Annotated in this window: 18 protein-coding genes and 1 pseudogene; 8 read left to right on the top strand and 11 right to left on the bottom strand. The window is 74.0% G+C overall.

Going from position 1 to position 20466, the window contains the following annotated elements:
- The first annotated feature begins 112 nt into the window (after positions 1-112).
- Both GA0070213_RS12535 and GA0070213_RS12530 read left to right on the top strand, forming a co-directional pair.
- Complete coding sequence (locus tag GA0070213_RS12535; protein WP_091062173.1) at positions 113-1111, top strand: diacylglycerol kinase family protein; 999 nt, start codon at positions 113-115, stop codon at positions 1109-1111.
- Positions 1112-1679: 568 nt separating this feature from the next.
- Complete coding sequence (locus GA0070213_RS12530) at positions 1680-3329, top strand: MinD/ParA family ATP-binding protein (protein WP_425412822.1); 1650 nt, start codon at positions 1680-1682, stop codon at positions 3327-3329.
- A 51-nt stretch (positions 3330-3380) separates the two neighbouring features.
- Here GA0070213_RS12530 and GA0070213_RS12525 read toward each other — a convergent pair whose 3' ends face one another.
- Positions 3381-3809, bottom strand: a complete 429-nt coding sequence (locus GA0070213_RS12525) for a DUF3151 domain-containing protein (RefSeq protein WP_091062169.1) — start codon at positions 3807-3809, stop codon at positions 3381-3383.
- Positions 3810-4070: 261 nt separating this feature from the next.
- Between GA0070213_RS12525 and GA0070213_RS12520 the strand changes: the two genes are divergently transcribed.
- Positions 4071-5282 carry an SLOG cluster 4 domain-containing protein gene (locus GA0070213_RS12520; RefSeq protein WP_091062167.1) on the top strand — a complete coding sequence of 404 codons (1212 nt, stop codon included), beginning with the start codon at positions 4071-4073 and terminating at the stop codon, positions 5280-5282.
- A 93-nt stretch (positions 5283-5375) separates the two neighbouring features.
- Here the strand turns inward: GA0070213_RS12520 and fbaA are convergent, their stop codons facing one another.
- Together fbaA and GA0070213_RS12510 are read right to left on the bottom strand one after the other, a co-directional pair.
- A complete protein-coding gene (fbaA, locus tag GA0070213_RS12515) occupies positions 5376-6398 on the bottom strand; it encodes a class II fructose-bisphosphate aldolase (protein WP_091062164.1) in 1023 nt (340 codons plus the stop codon).
- Between the two features lie 132 nt (positions 6399-6530).
- A complete protein-coding gene (locus GA0070213_RS12510; protein ID WP_091062162.1) occupies positions 6531-6914 on the bottom strand; it encodes a phage holin family protein in 384 nt (127 codons plus the stop codon).
- A 134-nt stretch (positions 6915-7048) separates the two neighbouring features.
- Between GA0070213_RS12510 and GA0070213_RS12505 the strand changes: the two genes are divergently transcribed.
- Entirely contained in the window at positions 7049-7258 is a 210-nt protein-coding gene (locus GA0070213_RS12505) for a hypothetical protein (RefSeq protein WP_091062160.1), read from the top strand.
- A 7-nt stretch (positions 7259-7265) separates the two neighbouring features.
- Here the strand turns inward: GA0070213_RS12505 and GA0070213_RS12500 are convergent, their stop codons facing one another.
- Entirely contained in the window at positions 7266-8318 is a 1053-nt protein-coding gene (locus GA0070213_RS12500; RefSeq protein WP_091062158.1) for an LCP family protein, read from the bottom strand.
- Positions 8318-8800 (bottom strand): SigE family RNA polymerase sigma factor, encoded by a 483-nt coding sequence (locus tag GA0070213_RS12495; protein ID WP_091062156.1) that lies wholly within the window; start codon positions 8798-8800, stop codon positions 8318-8320. The genes GA0070213_RS12500 and GA0070213_RS12495 overlap by 1 nt, the downstream gene beginning before the upstream one ends.
- A 167-nt stretch (positions 8801-8967) precedes the next feature.
- On the opposite strand from GA0070213_RS12495, the gene GA0070213_RS12490 reads away from it, so the two are divergent.
- The 4 genes from GA0070213_RS12490 (at position 8968) to GA0070213_RS12475 (ending at position 15517) form a co-directional block, all read left to right on the top strand.
- Positions 8968-10524: an LPXTG cell wall anchor domain-containing protein gene (locus GA0070213_RS12490; protein ID WP_091062154.1), complete on the top strand. Its 1557-nt coding sequence runs from the start codon at positions 8968-8970 to the stop codon at positions 10522-10524.
- Between the two features lie 169 nt (positions 10525-10693).
- Positions 10694-12142: a 3' terminal RNA ribose 2'-O-methyltransferase Hen1 gene (locus GA0070213_RS12485; RefSeq protein WP_091062153.1), complete on the top strand. Its 1449-nt coding sequence runs from the start codon at positions 10694-10696 to the stop codon at positions 12140-12142.
- Positions 12139-14655 carry a polynucleotide kinase-phosphatase gene (locus GA0070213_RS12480; RefSeq protein WP_091062152.1) on the top strand — a complete coding sequence of 839 codons (2517 nt, stop codon included), beginning with the start codon at positions 12139-12141 and terminating at the stop codon, positions 14653-14655. Before GA0070213_RS12485 ends, GA0070213_RS12480 begins: the two co-directional genes overlap by 4 nt.
- A 79-nt stretch (positions 14656-14734) precedes the next feature.
- Positions 14735-15517: a DedA family protein gene (locus tag GA0070213_RS12475; RefSeq protein ID WP_091062427.1), complete on the top strand. Its 783-nt coding sequence runs from the start codon at positions 14735-14737 to the stop codon at positions 15515-15517.
- A 211-nt stretch (positions 15518-15728) separates the two neighbouring features.
- Here GA0070213_RS12475 and GA0070213_RS12470 read toward each other — a convergent pair whose 3' ends face one another.
- From GA0070213_RS12470 to GA0070213_RS12445, 6 genes and pseudogenes are all read right to left on the bottom strand, one after another.
- Positions 15729-16106 carry an ArsR/SmtB family transcription factor gene (locus GA0070213_RS12470; protein ID WP_007073957.1) on the bottom strand — a complete coding sequence of 126 codons (378 nt, stop codon included), beginning with the start codon at positions 16104-16106 and terminating at the stop codon, positions 15729-15731.
- Positions 16107-16163: 57 nt separating this feature from the next.
- Positions 16164-16703 (bottom strand): orotate phosphoribosyltransferase, encoded by a 540-nt coding sequence (gene pyrE, locus GA0070213_RS12465; RefSeq protein ID WP_091062149.1) that lies wholly within the window; start codon positions 16701-16703, stop codon positions 16164-16166.
- 156 nt (positions 16704-16859) lie between these two features.
- A complete protein-coding gene (locus GA0070213_RS12460; RefSeq protein ID WP_091062147.1) occupies positions 16860-17669 on the bottom strand; it encodes an SDR family NAD(P)-dependent oxidoreductase in 810 nt (269 codons plus the stop codon).
- Positions 17670-17908: 239 nt separating this feature from the next.
- A pseudogene (locus tag GA0070213_RS12455) lies at positions 17909-18505 on the bottom strand (hypothetical protein); the annotation flags it as partial.
- 72 nt (positions 18506-18577) lie between these two features.
- Entirely contained in the window at positions 18578-19372 is a 795-nt protein-coding gene (locus GA0070213_RS12450) for a hypothetical protein (protein WP_091062146.1), read from the bottom strand.
- Between the two features lie 67 nt (positions 19373-19439).
- Positions 19440-20438 (bottom strand): hypothetical protein, encoded by a 999-nt coding sequence (locus tag GA0070213_RS12445; RefSeq protein ID WP_175441326.1) that lies wholly within the window; start codon positions 20436-20438, stop codon positions 19440-19442.
- Positions 20439-20466: the final 28 nt, after the last annotated feature.

Genomic DNA, 20466 nt, shown 5'->3' with positions numbered 1-20466 from the left:
TCCAGAAGGCTCGGGTGCCAGGTGGCGACCGGTCGGCGAGCCCGGGGTGTCAGGCTAACAAGTAGTGACGGCGGGACCGGCAGGGGTTCGTCGAGAAGCAGGAGGCTCCTTCGTGTACGACGTGGTGCTGCTCACCCTCGGCTCGGGGCGGGACGCTCCCGGTGGGGCCTGTGGCAGTGGCGGAGCCTGCTGCGGTGGCGCGGACGACACCGCCGCCACGCCCGACGCCGAACGCTGCGAGACGCCGCGCGTACCGGTGCTGGCCTGCACGGACGCCCTGACCGCCCGGGGCGCGCGGGTGACCACGGTGACCGCCCGGTCGGACGCGGAGATCGACGAGGTGCTGGCCCGCCTGGACGGGCCGCCCCGCGCCGACGGTCTCGCCTGGCCGGACTCCGACGGCAAGACCCGGCTGGTCGTCGCCACGGCCAGTGACGGTCAGTTGCGCGCCGTGCTGCGCCGGCTGGTCCGGCGGTACGCTCCGCCGCCCAGCCGCCGCCCGGCCGACCTGGCCGAGGACCGGACGCTGCCCGACCTGCCGCCGGTGGGCGTACTCCCGTTGGACCCGGCCCGGTCCGGAACGGTGCGGGACCTCGCCGCGCAGCTCGGGCTGCCGCGTGACCCGGCGGCGGTGGCCGCGGCGGTGCTGGACGGCACGCCGCGCCGGCTCGACCTGCTGCGCAACGACGGCGGTTCGGTGACGCTGGACGGCGCGTTGCTCGGCGCGGCCGACGACGCCGGCCGGCCGCTGCACTGGCGGGCCCGGGTCGAGGTCGACGGCACGGTGCTCAGCGACGGCAGCGAGCCGATCAGCGCCTGCGCGATCGGCAACGCCGGCGGGTACGCGCACCTCGGCGAGGTGGCCCTGCTGGCCGACCCGGATCCGGCCGACGGCCGACTGGCGGTGGGCGTGGCCGTGCCCGTGGTCACCCGATCCGCGTTGGGCCGGAAGAGGGTGCGGCTCGAGGTGCGCCGGGCCCGGGGCCGGGCGGTGGCGGTGGTGCCCCGCGACGAGAAGGTGCCGTTCCTCGACGACGGTGTCGAGGGTGAGCTGAGCCGGAAGCGGTCCTGGTGGACCGAGCCGGGGGCCTGGGCGGTCTGGACGGGCTGACCTCGATCGATCCGCACCCGGCTCGCCCGGCTGGCTGGACCGCCTATCCTCGGCGGGAGGGATGGGGAGGAACCGCGTGGTGCATGAGAACGACGACCGAACCCCCGTGCCGGGCCGATCGCAGGTGCCGGAGCGGGACGTCGAACCGCTCTGGCCGCCCGAGGAGATCGACGGGGTGGTGGCCGCGCCGCCGTGGGCGGCTCCGGCCCAGCCGGCCGCACCGCCCTGGCCTCTCCCGCACGCCGGCGCCCCCGTGCCGGCACCGCAGGTCACCCCGGCACCGTCGCCGCAGGCCAGCCCGGTACCCCCACAGCCCAGCCCGGCACCGTCGCCGCATGGCAGCCCGGCACCGCCACAGCCGAGCCCGGCACCGCCGCGCGTCAACCCGGCACCGCCGCAGCCCAGCCCGGTGCCACCACAGCCGAGCCCGGCACCGCCGCAATCCGGCGCCCGACCGTCGCAGTTCGGTCCGGCGCCCGGGCCGGCGGCGTCCGGCGCCGTCCCGGTGACGGCCACGCCGGGTCCGGGGGCCACGACCGACCGACCCGCCGCCCACGAGGACGGTCCCATCGCCACGGCGCCGGCTGCCGGCGGCGGTGACGCCCCGGCCAACGGGCGGGCCGCGTCGCCGTGGGCGCAGCCACCGCAGCGCACCACGGCTGATGCGGCCGGCTCGGCGGGCCCGGTCCCGGCGCCCGCCGTCGGCGCGCCGGCTCACCCCCACGCGCCGAGCCAACCGGCCGTCGGCGGCCCTGGCGGGCTCAGCGCCGGACCGTCCGTCGGCCCCACCCCCGTCGGCCCGACACCGCTCGACGCCCCGACACCGGTCCAGGGCCTGACCACGGTCGACGGGCCGACGTCCATCGGCACGGCGCGGGTCGTCGGCCCGCAGCCGGCGGGGCCGGACGGGCCCGCCGAGGACGCGCCGCCCCGACTCGGTCCGTTCCCGCCGTCGCCGGGGATGCCGATGCAGCAGCCGCCGCCGTACGGCAACGGGACGGCCTACCCGCCGGTCCCCTACCCGCAGCAACCCGACCAGACCGGCCAGCCGGGCTGGTACCCACCCGGGTGGCCCCCGCAGACCGAGGCGCCCCAGGCGGGCGGGCCGGCGCAGCAGCCCGGGCCGGTCCCGCACGCCGGGCCGGTCCCGCACGCCGGGTCCGGGCAGGAGAGCGGGCCGCCCCGGCCCGGTGGGCCGGCACAGCCCTCACCGGCGTCCGGCCCGCAGGCGCCGCAGCAGCCCCTGCCGCCCGGGGTGTACCCGGAGCCGGGGTGGACGCCCCAGCAGGCGGCACCCCCGACCGCCGAGGACTTCGCCCGCCGGCGGCAGGCCCGCCCGGTCGACCCGGTGGCCACCATGGGCGTTCGCGCGGTGGTCAACCGGACGGGGCTGGTCCGGCTCGCGCCCGGCCGCCACGAGCAGGAGCTGAAGCGCGACATCGAGATGGTCCGCCGCAACTTCGGCGGACTGCGCCAGGTCACCGTGGTCAACCCCAAGGGCGGGGCCGGCAAGACGGTGGCCATCCTGCTGCTCGCCATGACGTTCGGGCAGAAGCGCGGCGGGTACGTGCTGGCCTGGGACAACAACGAGACGCAGGGCACCCTCGGGATGCGCGCCCAGCAGGACTTCCACGCCCGCACGGTGCGCGACATGCTGCGCGATCTGGGCCAGTTCCAGGGTGCCCACGGTCGGGTCGGCGACCTGTCGCAGTACGTCCGCTCGCAGGGCGAGGGCATGTTCGACGTGCTCGCCTCGGACGAGTCGGCGACCGGCGGCGAGATGCTGACCGCCGCCGCGTTCGCGGAGATCCGCGAGGTGGTCAGCCGCTTCTACAAGCTGATCTTCGTGGACACCGGGAACAACGTCCGGGCGCAGAACTGGCAGGCCGCCATGGACGCGACGGACCAGCTCGTGGTCACCATGTCGGCGCGGAACGACTCGGCCGAGACCGCCGCCCGGATGCTCGACCACCTGGAGCAGAGCGGCCGGCAGCGGCTGGTCCGGCAGGCGGTCACCGTGGTCTCGATGCCGCCGTCCCGCAAGGAGATCGACCTGCCGGCCATCCAGGCCCACTTCGCCGCGCGCACCCGGGCGGTGCTGCTGGCGCCGTACGAGCGGCTCATCGACACCGGCGAGCCGCTGCGCTACGGCCAGCTCTCCACCGCCACCCGCGACGCCTGGTTGAAGATCGCCGCGTCGGTGGCGGAAGGGCTGTAGGAGACGGCACGACGGCCGGCCCGGTGGTCGGGCCGGCCGTCGTCGGACGGGTCAGTCGCTGGCCAGCGCGTCCCCGGCGGCCGGGTCGCAGTCGCGGAGGAACTGGGCGCAGCGGGCCGCCTCGTCCGCCTCGCCGATCTCGCCGGCAGCCCGGGAGAGCACGTAGAGGCAGCGGAGGAAGCCCTGGTTGGGCGCGTGCGACCAGGGCACCGGGCCGTGTCCCTTCCAGCCGCTGCGGCGCAGCTGGTCCAGGCCCCGGTGGTAACCGGTGCGGGCGTACGCGTAGGCCGGAACGACCTGGCCCGCGGTGAGGGCGCGGCCGGCCAGCGCCCCCCAGGCCGCGCTGTAGGTCGGGAAGCGGGCCGCGACCTCGGCGTACGCGTCCTCGGTGCCCTGCTCGGCCGCGGCGGCGAGCGCGGCGTCGGCCTCCTCGGAGACGGGGAGCAGGGTGGCCGGTGGCTCAGGCAACAGGTTCTGCATCGCCCCATTCAACCCGCTTCGCCCCCGGGCGCGCGAGGGGGTCGGGCCGGCCCGTCGGCTGAACGGCTGAGGGTTTCGTCACGCCTGCGGTGGGACCAGACGTACCGGCGGCCCATGCCGCCGGCATGAAAATTGCACTACAACTACAGATCCGGAGCCTCCCCAGGAACCGGTTACGCAGGAGCCCGGCGGCGTGCCCGCCGGGCTCCTGTCCGTACCGCCCGGGTTTGCGAGGTTGCCCGGTCGGGGCAGGATGATCCGGTGCCGACCCCACCACCCGCGGACGTCATCGAGCCGCACGACACCAGCATCGACGAGATCGAGACCCGCGGAGAGTTCGACAGGCGGATGGCCGAGGGGACCCTCGCCGGCCTGACCGTGCAGGGCCTCCGCCTCGACCTGGACCCGGTCCCCGACCTGCGCGACGTCGACGTCGCCGGCACCCTCTTCGTGGGCTGCCGGTTCGCCGACCGCGAGGTGGGCGCGGACCTGGTCCGCCGGGGCGCCAACGTCGTCCCGCCGTTCTCCGGGCTGCCCTACCCGACCCAGCCGTCCCACCTCTACACCGCCGACGACCTGGCCGCCGGCTTCGCCGAGGGCGGGTTCACCGAGATGTACGACACCCGGGTGTACGCGCACTTCCGGGCGCACGGCGGCGCGCTGCCCGACGTCCGTGAGGCGCTCGGCCAGCGGCTGCACGACCACGGCGTGGACAACGCGCTCGCCGACGCCACCCGCTCGTGGCTGGCCGCGCACGGGCCGCAGTCCGTGGTGGGCGTGATGGGCGGGCACGCGGTGCCGCGCGGCAGCGCCGCGTACCGGATGGCGGCCGTGCTGGGCTGGGAGCTGGCACGGGCCGACCGGCTGGTGGTGACCGGCGGCGGCCCGGGCGTGATGGAGGCGGCGAACCTCGGCGCGTTCCTCGCGGCCTGGCCGGCCGACGAGCTGTCCGCCGCGATCGACGTGCTGGCCGCCGCACCGGACTTCACCGACCACGACCGCTACACGGCGGCGGCGCTGGCGGTACGCAAGCGCTACGCGGACGGCCCGTCGCTGCCCACGCCCCGCCCGGCGGCGCCCGGCACCGAGTGGGCCCGCTCCGGCGGCCTGGCCATCCCCACCTGGCTGTACGGCCACGAGCCGGCCAACCTGTTCGCCGGCCGGATCGCGAAGTACTTCTCCAACGCCATCCGGGAGGACACCATCCTGCGGCTGGCCCGGGGCGGGATCGTGTTCGCGCCCGGCCGGGCCGGCACCGTGCAGGAGGTGTTCCAGGCGGCGACGAAGACGTTCTACGGCACCGACGGGGCCAGTGGCGCGTACGTCTTCCTGGACCGGGCGTTCTGGACCACCGAGCTGCCGGTGGAGTCGCTGCTGCGCCCGCTCTTCGCCGGCTCCCCGTTCGGCGACCTGTCCCGCACGATCCACCTCACCGACGACGTCCGCGAGGCGGTCGCCCTCCTGGTGAGGTGAAAGGAGGGGCCCCCTTTTAACGCCTGCGGTAGAGGAGGGGCCCCCTATCAACAGACGCGTTGACAGGGGGCCCCTCCTTACCCGCGGAGCGGGTCACTTCATCCGGGTGCCGGTGGAGCGCAGGTGCTCGCAGGCCTCGACCACGCGGGCGGCCAGGCCGGCCTCGGCCAGCTTGCCCCACGCCCGCGGGTCGTACTGCTTCTTGTTGCCGACCTCGCCGTCGACCTTCAGCACGCCGTCGTAGTTGCGCAGCATGTGGTCCGCGACCGGGCGGGTGAAGGCGTACTGCGTGTCGGTGTCGATGTTCATCTTCACCACGCCGTAGTCCAGCGCCTCCCGGATCTCCTCCAGCAGCGAGCCGGAGCCGCCGTGGAAGACCAGGCTGAGCGGCTTGTCCTTGCCGTACTTGGCGCCGACCGCGTCCTGGATCTGCTTGAGCACCTCGGGGCGCAGCTTGACGTTGCCCGGCTTGTAGACGCCGTGCACGTTGCCGAAGGTCAGCGCCGCCATGTAGCGGCCCTTCTCGCCCAGGCCGAGCGCCTCGACCATGGCCAGACCGTCGTCGACGGTGGTGTAGAGCTTGTCGTTGATGGCGTTCTCGACGCCGTCCTCCTCGCCACCGACGACGCCGACCTCGATCTCCAGGACGATCTTGCCCTTGGCGGCCTCGGCGAGGAGCTGCTCGGCGATCTGAAGGTTCTCCGCCACCGGCACGGCCGAGCCGTCCCACATGTGCGACTGGAACAGCGGCTCCTGGCCGTTCTTGACCCGCTCCTGGGAGATGGCCATCAGCGGCCGGACGAACTTGTCCAGCTTGTCCTTCGGGCAGTGGTCGGTGTGCAGCGCGACGGTCACCGGGTAGTTCTTGGCCACCTCGTGCGCGTACGCGGCGAACGCCGACGCGCCGGTCACCATGTCCTTCACCGACGGGCCGGACAGGTATTCCGCGCCACCGGTGGAGACCTGGATGATGCCGTCGCTCTCCGCGTCGGCGAAGCCCTTGAGCGCCGCGTTCAGCGTCTGGGAGGAGGTCACGTTGATCGCGGGGTACGCGTACCGGCCGGCCTTGGCCCGGTCCAGCATCTCCGCGTAAGCCTCGGGGGAAGCGATGGGCATGTCGAACGCTCCTTACTTACCGCTCTCGGCCGTGCAGGCCGCCGTCTTTCCTCGGGTGCGCCGGACCGCGCTGTCCACCGCGGGAAGTATCCCGTAGGAGCGAACGCGAGGCACAACCGACCCGGGCACCGCTCACCGCTCCTCCAGCCGGTCCGGCACGGCGACGCTGATCAGCCAGCTCACCACCGACACCACGATGGCACCCCAGAACGCGGCCCAGAAGCCGTCCACGTGGAACGGCAGCTTCAACAGGCCGGCGATCCAGTCGGTGAGCAGGAACAGCAGGGCGTTCACCACGAGCGCGAACAGGCCGAGCGTGAGCAGGTAGAACACGCAGCCGAACACCTTGATGAGCGGCTTGAGCACCGCGTTGACCACGCCGAAGACGAGCGCCACCACGATCAGGGTGAAGACGGTGTTGCCACCGTTGCGACCGCTCACCTCCACGCCGGGCACGATCAGCGTCGCGACCCACAACGCGACCGCGGTGATCGCCAGCCGGATCAGGAAGCCCACCCCACCATCCTGGCACCGGCCGCGCGGCGGGGAGGGGACAATCGCCGACTCCACCGTTCGCCCGGCTCCGAGCGGTGGCCCGGACCAGCCCGTACGGTGGGGAAAGACGCCCGCACGAGACGCAGGGAGGGACGATGGGACAGCCCGACGAGGACTTCACCCCGAGCGACCACCTCGCTCCGGAGGAGCGGGATCCCGAGGCGGAGCCGGCCGACGCGGTCGAGCAGGCCGCACCGGTCAGTGACGACGCCGACGGGGAGCCGCACCGGGGCCTGGAGGTCGACGACTGGGACGCCATGGAGCAGGCCCGGGTGGTCACCGCCGACGAGGACGACTACCGCTGAGGGCGGCTCAACGCAGACGGGTGACCTGCGCCGGATGGGCGGTGACCCACCCCGCCATCCGGTCGGCGCGCAGCGCCTCCAGCAGGCTCGGGGCCAGCACCGGATCCGGCTCGAAGCCGTACCCGGTCGGATTCTCGCGGGCCCGCACCGGCAGGGCGAGCGCGAGCGGGTCGGCGCCGCCGGCGGATGCGACCACCGCGGACAGCGCCGCCAGGGACAGGTCACCGGTGTCGGCCGTGACGGTCGGGGCGACCTCGCTGATCAGCCGGCTGAGCCGGACCGGACTCGTCGCCGTGCCCTGCTCCCGCAGCTGCCGGAGCAGACCGGCGGCGTACCGAGCGGCGTTGCGGTCCCGGTCCAGCGCGCCGTCGCGCAGGCCGTACCGCTGCCGGAGCAGGTCCACCGCCTCGGTGCCGTCGAGCCGCTGGCAGCCGACCGGGTAGCGCCGCCCGGTGTGCGCCGAGCGCACCGGCTCCGGCAGGCAGACTTGTACGCCGCCGACCGAGTCCGTCAACGTGCGCGTCGCCCGGTAGGTGAGCACCGCGCCGGCGTCGACCGGCACTCCCGTCAGCCGGTCGACCGCCTGGCGGGTAGCCCGGTAGCCGGCGGTCAGGTTCCCCGTCTCTCCGGAGGCGCGGCCGAAGGTCCAGCTCAGCTTGTCGGCCTCCCCGCCGCCGGGCCGCGGCATCAGCAGGTCACGCGGAATGGAGACGAGGTAGAGCCGGCTCCGGTCTGCCGGCACGTGCACCAGCAGGATCGAGTCGGCGCGCCGGTTCGCGCCCGCTTGGTCGACGCCCAGCAGGAGCAGGTTCACCGCGCCACTCGGGGTCGGCGACGCCGGCAGCGCACCCAGGCGGACTGACTCCGGCGGGCGGGGGACGACCACGGTGAAGCCGACCAGCGCCACGGCGATCGCGGCCAGCGCCGCGCCCGCCGTGCCCACCCGACGACGCCGACGACGACGGTGCACCGCCCGGTCGATGGCGGCCCGGACCGGACCGGCGGGCGGGGCCAACTCCTCGTGCCGGGCGAACGTGGCCCGCAACTCGTGCTCGATCATCAGCAGACCTCCACGTGTTCGGCTCGGAGCGTGGCCAGGGCGCGCGAGATGCTGGACCGGACGGTGCCGACGGCGCACCCGAGCACGTCGGCGATCTCCGCGTCGGGCAGGTCCTCGTAGTAGCGCAGCACCAGAGCCGCGCGTTGCCGCCGGGGCAACCCTGAGAGCCAGGACCAGACCTGGTCACGGTCCACCGCGGACTGGGCGTGATCGGTCGACGCGGGCACCGAGTCGTCCGGCTCGCCGCGCAGGAACACCCGGCGCGCCCAGGAGCCGCGCCGCCAGTCGACGAACTGGTTGGTCAGCATCCGGCGCACGTACCGTTCCGGCGCGTCGCTGCGGGCCACCCGCCGCCAGTGGAGCTGGGCCCGGACCATGGTGTCCTGCACCAGATCCTGGGCCTGGTGCGGATCGCCGGTCAGCATGACCGCGTACCGCAGCAGGGCGCCCAGCCGCGCGTCGGCGAACTCCTCGTACGTCACTGCACCTCCCGGTGTCCCGATCCATGGACGGGTACGGACACCCGAAACGTTGCGGCGGTGTTGATCAACCGTTCGGTCAATGTTCGGCGTCGGGGCGAGCGGAACGGTTTAAGGAATCCTTAAGCTCCACGGGCTCCACCTGATCACCCCCACGGGAGGACCCCCGCATGCTCAGCAACTCCACCCGGCGTTGGTTCGCCGGGTTGGGCGTCGTAGGCGCGTTCGTCGCCGCCTCCGCCACTCCCGCGCTCGCCGCCCCGCCCGCGCTCCCCGAGCCGCCCGCGGACGACCTGCTGCTCTACGCCAACGACGCGATCGTCGCGCCGGGCGGTCCGGCCAAGGCGGTCACCCTCTACGCCTTCACCGAGGCGCTGCCGAAGGACGTCACCGTCACCGTCGACCACCGCGCGGTCGACGCCTTCGCCGACGTCACCCTGACCGACCGGATGCCCGGCTGCGCGGACACCGCGGGCGTCCTCACCTGCCAACTCAAGGGCGCCGACGTCATCGACTACGTGCTCGACCTGACCGTCAGGGCGAAGGACGAGGCCGAGGAGGGCGCCAAGGGCGACCTGCTGCTGAGCCTGGCGCCCAAGGGCGGCAAGGCGGTCAGCACCCGGTCGACCGTGGAGATCGGCGAGGGCGTGGACCTTCGGGCGCCGGAGCGGCTCGGCCTGACCGGCGCCCCGGGCGCCACGGTCCGGACCTCGCTCGGTGTGGCGAACATCGGCGACCGTGCCGTGCACGGGACGGTGCTGCTGCTGGCCACCATGCCGACGCTGACGCCGACCACGAGCTACCGCAACTGCTCCTCGGTCGTCGACTTCGGCTCGACGTTGACCGTGTGCCGCTTCGACGACGACATTCCGGCGGGTGCGGCCCGGCAGCTCGACAGCTCCTCGGCCCTGAAGATCGCCGGTGACGCCTGGGCGCCGAGCCGCCAGTACGGTTCGGCCTTCTGGTTCACCGGGGCCGACTTCGAGGAGTTCGCCGCGGACGTCCTGCCGCCGGACGGCTGGCAGCCGGGCAGCGGGGCCGCGCTCACGCTGGTGCCGGCGCCGTCGGCGCAGGCCAGGTCGCTGCGGCAGACCGACAACGACCCGACCAACAACGTGACGTCCGTCGAGGTCGACGTGACCGGGAACCAGCGGGCCGATCTCGCCGCCACCGGCGCCGAACTGCCGGGTACGCCCGGCCGTACGGTCACCGCCGAGGTCGGCTTCGTGAACAATGGCCCGGCCATGGCCAACACCTTCACGCCGGGCGAGGTCGTCACCATCGCCCAGGTGACCGTTCCGGCCGGCGCGAAGGTCGTCAAGGCCCCCGAGGGGTGCTCGCCGGGCACCCTCGAGGAGCCGACCGGGGGCTACGGCGAGCCGGGCGCGCGCGTCTACTCCTGCGAGTGGTACGACGTGCTGCACAAGGGTGACGCGGCGGTCTTCGCCTTCGGCCTGAAGATCGTCGAGGCGGGCGGCGCGCCGGGCAAGGTGCAGCTGCGTCACTTCGACCTCGGCGACAAGGGCCAGGTCGCCGACCTGAACCCGAAGAACGACACCGCCGCGCTGGTCGTCGCCGCCGCCGAGGGCGGCCAGGGTGGCGGCGGCACGCTGCCGATCACCGGTTCCTCCACCGGCCTGATCGCCGGCGTCGGCGCGCTGCTGCTCGTCGGTGGCGCCGCCGGCTACGTGGTCTCCCGCCGCCGCCGGACCCACTTCGTCGCCTGACCCGAGAAACCACAAGGTGCCCCGTCGACCCGAGGTCGGCGGGGCACCGTCCTACCCGGCCCCAACTCCAGAGACGGCACGGGTATCGACGAGGACCGACCACGACAGGTTCCGGGGAAGCCCGGAAACCCCCACGACAGACGAAGCAAGAGCAAGGAACATCAACCACGTGCTGCTGACCCTCACCACGACCCACCACCCCGCCACCGACCTCGGCCACCTCCTCGTCAAGCACCCGGACCGCGTGCAGAGCTTCGACCTGCCCGCCGGCGCCGCGCACGTGTTCTATCCCGAGGCGGACGAGGCGCGGTGCACGGCGGCGCTGCTGGTCGAGGTGGACCCGCTCAAGCTGGGCGGTGGCCGGGGTCGCCGGCAGGCGACCGCGCCGGAGGGCTTCACCCTCGGGCAGTACGTCAACGACCGCGCGTACGCGGCCTCCAGCCTGCTCTCCTCCGCGCTGGCGAAGGTGTTCCGCTCGGCGCTGCGCGGGGAGTCCCGGGACCGGCCCGAGCTGGCCGCCACCGCGATCCCGCTCACCGTGCGGGTGCCGGTGCTGCGCTGCCGTGGCGGCGCCGACCTGGCGGTACGGGTCTTCGCCCCGCTCGGCTGGACCGTGACGGCCACCCCGATCCCGCTCGACGAGGCGTACCCGGAGTGGGGTGACAGCCGCTACGTGGACCTGACGCTCACCGGTTCGCTGCGGCTCGCCGACGCCCTCAACCACCTGTACGTGCTGCTGCCGGTGCTGGACGACGCCAAGCACTACTGGGTCGCCCCGGACGAGGTGGACAAGCTGCTGCGGGCCGGCTCCGGCTGGCTGGCCGGGCACCCGGAGCGGGGTCTGATCATCCGCCGCTACCTGGCGCACCGCCGGGCGCTGGCCGGCGCGGCGCTGGCCCGCCTGACCGCCCTGCACCCGGCCGACGAGCCGCCCGCCGACGACAGCGTCGACCCGGCCGCCGACGGCGCCGGGGCCACGGCGACGCATCGGGCCCCGCTGGCCGTGCTCCGGCGCGAGGCGGTGCTCGGCGCGCTGCGGGACAGCGGCGCGAGCCGGGTGCTGGACCTGGGTTGCGGCGGCGGCGCGCTGCTCAGCGCGCTGGTGGCCGACCGGCGGTTCACCGAGGTGGTGGGCGTCGACGTGGCCGACCGGTCGCTCGCCGTGGCGGCCCGGCGGCTGCGCCTCGACCGGCTGCCGGAGCGGCAGCGGGAGCGGATCCGGCTGCGCCAGTCGGCGCTGACCTACCGGGACGACCGGCTGCGCGGCTACGACGCGGCGGTGCTGATGGAGGTGGTCGAGCACCTGGACCCGCCCCGGCTGCCGGCGCTCCAGGACGCGGTGTTCGGCCACGCCCGGCCCGGCACGGTGGTGGTGACCACGCCGAACGTGGAGTACAACGTCCGCTACGAGGGGCTCGGGGCCGGCCGGTTCCGGCACGCCGACCACCGGTTCGAGTGGACCCGGGCGGAGTTCGCCGCCTGGGTGGAGCGGGTCGCGGCGGCGCACGGCTACACCGCCACGATCACGGGTGTCGGCGACGCCGACCCGGAGGTGGGCACGCCGACCCAGCTGGCGGTGTTCACCCGCGACGACCGGAACGAGGAGACGGACCGATGACCGTGCTGGACATTCCCGAGTTGGCGCTGGTGGCGCTGGTCGGCGTCTCCGGCGCCGGCAAGTCGACGTTCGCCCGCCGACACTTCGCGCCCAGCCAGGTGCTGTCGTCGGACATGTTCCGTGGGCTGGTCGCGGACGACGAGAACGACCAGTCCGCGTCCGCCGACGCGTTCGACGCGCTGCACCACGTGGCCGGCATCCGGCTGCGGCGGGGCCGGCTGACCGTGGTGGACGCGACGAACCTCCAGCCGCACGCCCGGGCCGGGCTGATCCGGGTGGCCCGGGAGCACGACGTGCTGCCGGTGGCGATCGTGCTGGACGTGCCGGAGGCGGTGGCCTGGGATCGCACCGAGGCGCGCGCCGACCGCACGCACGGCCGGCCGGTGCTCACCCGGATGCGCCGTGACCTGCGGCAGTCGTACGGGCGGCTGGCCCGGGAGGGCTTCCGCAAGGTGCACGTGCTGCGCGGGGTGGCGGAGATCGACGCCGCCGAGGTCCGCTACGAGCGGCTGTTCAACGACCGGCGGGAGCTGACCGGCCCGTTCGACGTGATCGGTGACGTGCACGGCTGCCGCAGCGAGCTGGAGGCGCTGCTGTCCCGGCTCGGTTACGCGCTGCGCCGCGACGACGCCGGCCGCCCGGTGGACGCGACGCACCCCGCCGGGCGTACCGCGGTCTTCGTCGGTGACCTGGTGGACCGCGGTCCGGACTCGCCCGGCGTGCTCCGCCTGGTGATGGGCATGGTGGCGGCCGGCCACGCGATCTGCGTGCCGGGCAACCACGAGCAGAAGCTGCTGCGCAAGCTGCGCGGCCGGGACGTGCGGCTCACCCACGGCCTGGCCGAGACGATGGCGCAGCTCGCCGCGGAGCCGGCGGAGTTCGTCGCCGAGGCGGAGACGTTCATCGACGGCCTGGTCAGCCACTACGTGCTGGACGGCGGCCGGCTGGTGGTGGCGCACGCCGGGCTCAAGGAGGCCTACCACGGCCGGGCGTCCGGCCGGGTGCGGTCGTTCGCGCTGTACGGCGAGACGACCGGCGAGACCGACGAGTACGGCCTGCCGGTGCGCTACCCGTGGGCGCGCGACTACCGGGGTTCGGCCATGGTCGTGTACGGGCACACGCCGACGCCGGAGCCGGAGTGGGTCAACAACACCATCTGCCTGGACACCGGTTGCGTGTTCGGCGGGAAGCTGACCGCGCTGCGCTACCCGGAGAAGGAGCTGGTGGCGGTGCCGGCCGAGCGGGAGTGGTACGCGCCGGCCCGCCCGCTGGTCCCGCCGACGCCGGCGCGGCCGGACACGGTGCTGGACCTGGCCGACGTGACCGGTCGCCGGCACCTCACGCACGCGTACGGGTCGCTGACCGTGCCGGCCGAGAACGCCGCCGCCGCGCTGGAGGTGATGAGCCGGTTCGCGGTCGATCCGGGCCGGCTGGTGTGGCTGCCGCCGACGATGGCGCCCTGCTCGACGTCGACGGTGGAGGGGTTCCTGGAGCACCCGGCGCAGGCGTTCGCCGACTACCGCGCGGCCGGTGTGGAGCGGGTGGTCTGCGAGGAGAAGCACATGGGCTCGCGGGCCGTGGTGCTGGTGGAGCGGGAGCCGGGCCGGTTCGGCGGTGGCGTCGTGCACACCCGTACCGGTCGGCCGTTCTTCGGTCCGCCGCTGGACGAGGAGCTGCTGGCCCGGGTCCGCGCGGCGGTCACCACCGCCGGCCTCTGGGCCGAGTTGGACACCGATTGGCTGCTGCTCGACGCGGAGCTGCTGCCCTGGTCGGCGAAGGCGGGCGGGCTGATCCGCGAGCAGTACGCCGGGGTCGGCGCGGCCGGCCGGGCGGCGCTGCCCGCGGTGCTGGCCACGGTGGACGCCGCGGCCGGGCGAGGGCTGCCGGTGGACGGGTTGCGGGCCCGGATGGCCGAGCGGGCGGCCGAGGTGACGGCGTACTCGGCGGCGTACCGGGCGTACGTCGGGCCGACCGACGGGCTGCGCGGGGTGACGCTGGCGCCGTTCGCGGTGCTGGCCGGGGCCGGGGTGAGTTACGCGGACCGCGACCACGGCTGGCACCTGGCGCTGGCGGACCGGCTCCGGGCGGCCGACCCGGAGTTCTTCACGCCGACCCGGCGGCTGGTGGTGGAGTTGGCCGACGAGGCGGCGGTGACGGCCGCGACCGACTGGTGGCTGGCGCTGACCTCCTCCGGCGGCGAGGGCATGGTGGTCAAGCCGTACGCGGGCCTGGCCGCGCGCACGCCGAAGGGTGCCCTGCTCCAGCCGGGGATCAAGTGCCGGGGCCGGGAGTACCTGCGGATCATCTACGGTCCCGGCTACACCGAGCCGGCGCAGCTCGCCGCGCTGCGCCGGCGTTCGCTGGGCCGTAAGCGCGGGTTGGCCCTGCGTGAGCACGGTCTGGGTCTGGCCGCTCTGGACGCGCTGGCCGAGGACGCCCCGCTCTGGCGTCGGCACGAGCTGGTCTTCGCGATCCTCGCCTGCGAGTCGGAGCCCGTCGACCCGCGCCTGTGAGGAGGTGACCCGGTCCGCCGCGCGGCCGGACCGGGCCCGGGTACCCTTTGTGGCCGTGGACACAGCTGAGAAGACCCGGATGATCTCCGAGAACGTGGCGTTGAATCCGCTCGACCCGAAGGACCTCATCCACACCTTCGGGATGATCGGCGTCTGGGCGATCCTGTTCGCCGAGACCGGTCTGCTGGTCGGCTTCTTCTTCCCGGGCGACTCGCTGCTCTTCCTGGCCGGGGTGGCCGCCTCCCCGGTGGCCGACGCCATCTTCGGTGACGGCACCCGGCTCTCGCTGGCCGGGCTGATGATCGGCGGCCCGATCTGCGCGATCGCCGGCGCCCAGCTCGGGCACTGGCTCGGCGCGCGCTACGGCCGGCGCATGTTCGACAAGCCCAATTCCCGCCTGTTCAAGCGGGAGTACGTGGCGAAGGCGGAGTACTACTTCCAGAAGTTCGGCCCGGCCAAGGCCGTGGTGCTGGCCCGCTTCATCCCGATCGTGCGGACGTTCCTGAACCCGGTGGCCGGGGTGCTCGGCATGCCGGCCCGGCAGTTCTTCGTGTGGAACGTGGTCGGCGCGGTCCTCTGGGTGGACGGCATCCTGCTGATCGGCTACCTGCTGGCCCGCCAGATCTACGACGCCATCGGCGACAAGATCGACCGGTACATCCTGCCGGTGGTCGCGCTGATCATCCTGATCTCGGTGCTGCCGATCTTCTTTGAGTTCCTCCGCGACCGGAGGGCGCGCAAGCGCGGCGAGGCGGTCGCGGTGATCGCCGCGGCGACCGCCGCCGGTGCCGTGGACGCGGCCCGCGACGCCCTCGACGGCGACGACAACCCGCACGGGCACGGCGGTCAGCACCGCCACTGACCGGCACGGACACCGAAGGCCGGCCCCCGGGCGGGGGCCGGCCTTCGCGCATGACCTGTCGAATCGAGGCACCGAGGACGTCAACGTGTGACTGATGGCGCCACCCCTGGCACGCCACCGATCACGCCGACGGGACGTCCGTCGGATCCGGCGCGCGTGTCATCGCGCCGGGACCTCGGCCGGCCGGCCCGTCCACGGACGGGCCGGGACGTCAGCGAGCCTTCTTGGTGGCCCGCTTCCGCGGCGGGGTGAGCAGATCCGCGATCGTCGCGATCGCGGTCGGCACCAGCCGGTAGTACGCCCAGACCCCGCGCTTCTCCCGCTCCAGCAAGCCGGCCTCGGTGAGGATGCGCAGGTGGTGGCTGACCGTCGGCTGCGAGAGGCCGAGCGGCGCGGTGAGGTCACACACGCACGCCTCCCCCTCGGGAGCCGACTGGATCAGGCTGAGCAGCCGCAGCCGGGCGGGGTCGGCGAGGGCCTTGAGGACCCCCGCGAGCCGCTCGGCATCGGCGCGTTCGATCGGCTCGCCGGCAAGCGGCGAGATCTGAGGCATGGTCATTTCAGCCAACGCAGTTCCCACGTATTCCATCCTTCCACCAGCAGCATCGATCCGCCTGCATATCAGCAGATCCGAATCGGCAAACTTTTAGGCCACAAGGCCAAGGTCAGCCAACGTATAGGCCGCCCGATAAGGCAATCCGGCGGCTCGCACCGCGTCGCCGGCACCTCGATCAACAATAACCGCAACGCCCACGACTTCCGCCCCGGCCGCACGCAACGCCTCGATGGCGGTCAACACACTTCCGCCCGTCGTCGAGGTGTCCTCCACCGCCAGGACGCGACGCCCGGCCACGTCCGGCCCCTCGATGCGACGCTGGAGGCCGTGCGCCTTGCCCTCCTTGCGGACCACGAAGGCGTCCAGCGGACGTTCCGTGCCGGCCGAGGCGTGCAGCATCGCGACGGCCACCGGGTCGGCACCGAGGGTCAGCCCGCCGACCGCGTCGTACGCCCAGTCCGCGGTGAGGTCGCGCATCACCCGGCCGATCAGCGGGGCGGCCTGGTGATGGAGCGTGACGCGACGCAGATCGACGTACCAGTCCGCCTCGCGGCCCGATGAGAGCACGACCCGACCGTGGACCACGGCCAGGTCAGTGATGAATTTACGCAGGTCGTCGTGGTCCCCCATGGCAAGAGAGCGTACTTCGCGAGTCTGTGCGCCGTCCGTGGGGTCCACCGCGGTCCACCCGGCGGGCGACCGATGAGTGGCGATGCCCGGCTACGCTGTGCGACCGTCCATCCCGGTCCGCCGCCGCCCGGAGCCGACCGACCGCACCGTGTCCGGTCAGTCTCGCGCCCGGTCGACCCGACCCCGGGTGTCCCGCGTGAAGCGTCGCAGCAGCCGCTTCGGGGCGTGCCGGAGCCCGGCCACGGCCACCTTGTACTTCCAGTCCGGAACGCTCACCAGCTTGCCTTTACGCAGGTCAAGCAGGCCTTCGTCGACTACCTCGTCGGCCCGCAGCCAGGCCCAGGCCGGCAGGCGCGACATGTCGATGCCGGCGCGCTCGTGGTTGCCGGTGCGTGTGTAGCCGGGGCAGAGGGCCATCACCCGCACACCGAGCGGTGCCACCGACTGGCCGATCGATTCACTGAAATTCGTCACCCACGCCTTGCTGGCCGAATAGGTCGATCCCGGCATGGGGACGCCGAAACTCGCAACCGAAGAGACATTTATCACTGCCCCTTCGCCCCGTTCGATCATCGGGCCGAGCGCCGCGTGGGTCAGCCGGAGCACCGCCAGCACGTTGAGCCGCACCAGCCGGGACTCGTCCGGAACTGTCGACCGGACGAACGGGGTGTTGAGGCTGATCCCGGCGTTGTTCACCAGCAGGTGCACCGGCGGGCCGTCGGTCAGCCGGCGCTCCACCACGGCGCAACCGTCGTCCGTGGACAGATCGGCCGGGATCGTCCGTACCTCGCCGCCGTGCCGCCCGGTCAGCTCGGTCGCCAGGGCATCGAGCCGGGCGAAGTCCCGGGCCACCAGCACCAGGTCCCAGCCGTCGGCGGCGAGCCGGCGCGCGAACGCCTCGCCGATGCCCAGACTGGCGCCGGTGACCACGGCGCAGCGGCGGGCGGGCGGGGATGCGCCGGTCATGCGCGGTCCTCCGGAGGTGACGGCGGCCCGGCCGGCGGCGGCGCGGCCGGCGTGGACGGGGGCGGCGGCGCGGACGTGGTGGACGGCCGCGCGGACGGGGGTGGCGGTGGCGCGGGCGGGGTGGACGCGGGCGGCGGAGCGGACGCCGGTGGCGCCGACGGCGAGGTCAGGCCGGGCGGCGGGCCCCAGGGCGTCGGCCCGGCCACGGGAGCGCCGGACGCGGTCGCGCCGTAGCCGGTCGGCGGACCGGGCGGCCGACCCGCCGAGGGCCGGTGGCGGTGCAGGAAGTGGTTGGCCGAGGGCAACGTGAGCAGCGCGGCCACCACCAGGTAGCCGAGGATCTGCGCCACCGACAGTGCCGCGTTCACCGGGATCCACCACGCCGGGTACGCGTCGCCGGCCAGCCCCAGCAGGTCGGCGGTGACCCGGTCGTCGGCGCCGAGCCGCAGCGGGGCGGCCCGCTGCCCGACCAGCACCGCGAGACCGCAGCAACCGCAGAGCAGGCCCAGCCCGGCGACCACCCAGGTGGCCACCCGCGCGCCGGGGCGACCCGCGAACAGACCGAGCGCGAGCCCGACCAGCAGCGCTGCGGCCAGCACGCCGAGCACGGCGGCCAGCACTGTCGAACCGCGCAGCAGGCCGGCCACCCGGTCGACGTCGCCGCCGCCCGCGTCGGTTTCCGCCGCGGCGGCCCGGAACCTCTCGACCGTGCCGCCGGCCACCGCCAGGTTCGTCGCCGCGTACGCCACGGCGCCGACCGCCATCAGCAGCAGCACCGCCACCGCCGCGACGACCGTGGCCGGCCGGCGGGGCGCGGCCCGATCGGGGTACGACACGACGGATCCCTCCGGTAGGCGTTGGGAAGCAACCTACTCGGAGGGATCGTCGGCGTCGCTGTTATCCGGGCGTCAACTTCCGGGTGGCGGCTCCGGGTCGCGCCGCTCGCCCGGCTGACCGGTCGGACCGGCCGGCGGCTGGTCACCGGGCGTCGCCGGCGGCGTGGTCGGCTGCCCCGGCGTCGACGGGTACGCCGGGTCGCCCGACTGGCCCGGGGTCGACGGGTAACCCGGCTCGGCGGACTGGCCCGGGGTCGACGGGTACGCCGGGTAGGCGCCACCCGGGACCGGCGGCTCCCAGGCCGCCTTCGGCTTGCGGAAGAACTCGTTCGCCTTCGGCAGCGCCAGCAGGATCAGCGCGCCCAGCAGGGCGAGCAGCGCGACGATGCCGAGCAGCAGGCTGACCGGGGCGTACCAGGACGGCAGCGCGTCCTCCAGCCGGCGCTGGATCTCCTGCGTGCTGGGCAGGTCACCGTTGGCGTTGCCGCCGCCGCCCATCATGCCGCCGGAGACGCCGTTGAGCAGGCTGCCACCGGTGCAGCAGAGCAGGATCCCGCCCACCACCCAGGTGATGATCCGGGAGACGTTGCGCCCCCGGTTGTTCAGCAGCGCGAGCACGACCAGACCGATCGCGAGCAGCAGCGTCAGCACCGACGAGCCGATGGTGAAGGCGTACGCGAGGTCACCTGCCGACTCGGCCGACGTGCCGGCGTACGCGTCCTTGAGCACGTCGCGGATCTTGCCGATGACGGCCAGCGTCACGATCAGGTTCAGCACCTGGATGACGGCGACGAGAATGAGCAGCCAACTGGAAAGCGTCACCACACTGGGACGCGCGCGGGGCGTGGTGCCCGGAGCATCGACCATGATTCTCCCTCCCTGGATCAGATGACCACCGTAGCGATGTCGGACCAGGTGGGCACGGTAGAAGGGCTCAGCGGTCGGCGGCGCGGCGCAGCCGCCGGTGCTCGGCGGTGACCACGCCGAGCAGCGCCAGGTCCAGCGCGACCGCGAAGACCGCGCCGAACTGGTTGACCGTGAAGTTGAAGACCTGCCCGAACAGCAGGTCGACCAGCAGTGCCAGCTTGAACAGCCGGAACGCCTGCGTCCGGTCGCGACGCAGCAGCCAGGCCGCCCGCAGGCTCAGCACGGCGGTGACCAGCGCGGTGGCGCTGACGCCGAGCACCGCGCCCCATTCCCGCTCCTGGTCCAGCGCGCCCGTCACGCCGTCGAGGATCACCGCCACCACGGTCACCACCGGCTCCGCCACCAGCCAGACCACCACCGGCCAGACCAGCCAGCGTTGGTCGACCGCCCAGGCGGCGAGTCGCCGGGCCCACTCGACGCCGCGCTGCCAGAACCGCACCGGCGGTGGTTCCCGGCGGGGCACCGCGTCGAGCAACTGGGCGACCGCCGCCTCGGTGGCCGGCCCGGTGCCCCGCACGAGGCGCAGCACGGCGGCGCGACGCCGGTCGGTCAGCCCGCCGGGCAGTCCGCTGAGCACCACGTCCAGCGCGTTGGCGGTGCGTTCGGGCGGGGTCAGCCGGGACCGGCCGGTGCGTCCGCGTACCGCCTGGGTGAGCAGGACCAGCAGGGCGAACGCGACGTAGATGATGGCGGCGGCCGGGGCGTAGAAGTAGTCGGTGCGGGCGGTGACGAACTTGCCCACCTCGTCGATGAAGAGCCCGAACCCGACGCCGCCGACCACCGCCCCGGCGGTGCGCGGGCCGCCGCCGAGGAAGACCAGCGCGATCCCCAGGCCGACGACGAGCAACAGGCCACCCCAGAGCACGTGCGCGATGTGCAGCCCACCGCCGCCGAGCTGCGGGTAGTTCGTGGCCTGGAGGTACGCCCGTACGGCCAGCACGGTGACCACGCCGGACAGCACGAACGCCTGGAGGTACGCGGCCGCGTCGATCGCCCGGGTCGGCAGCCGACGGGCCAGCCGGTGGTGTGACCGC

Source organism: Micromonospora humi, from assembly GCF_900090105.1.
Taxonomy (GTDB): domain Bacteria; phylum Actinomycetota; class Actinomycetes; order Mycobacteriales; family Micromonosporaceae; genus Micromonospora; species Micromonospora humi.
This window is presented reverse-complemented; position numbering and strand designations above follow the sequence as displayed.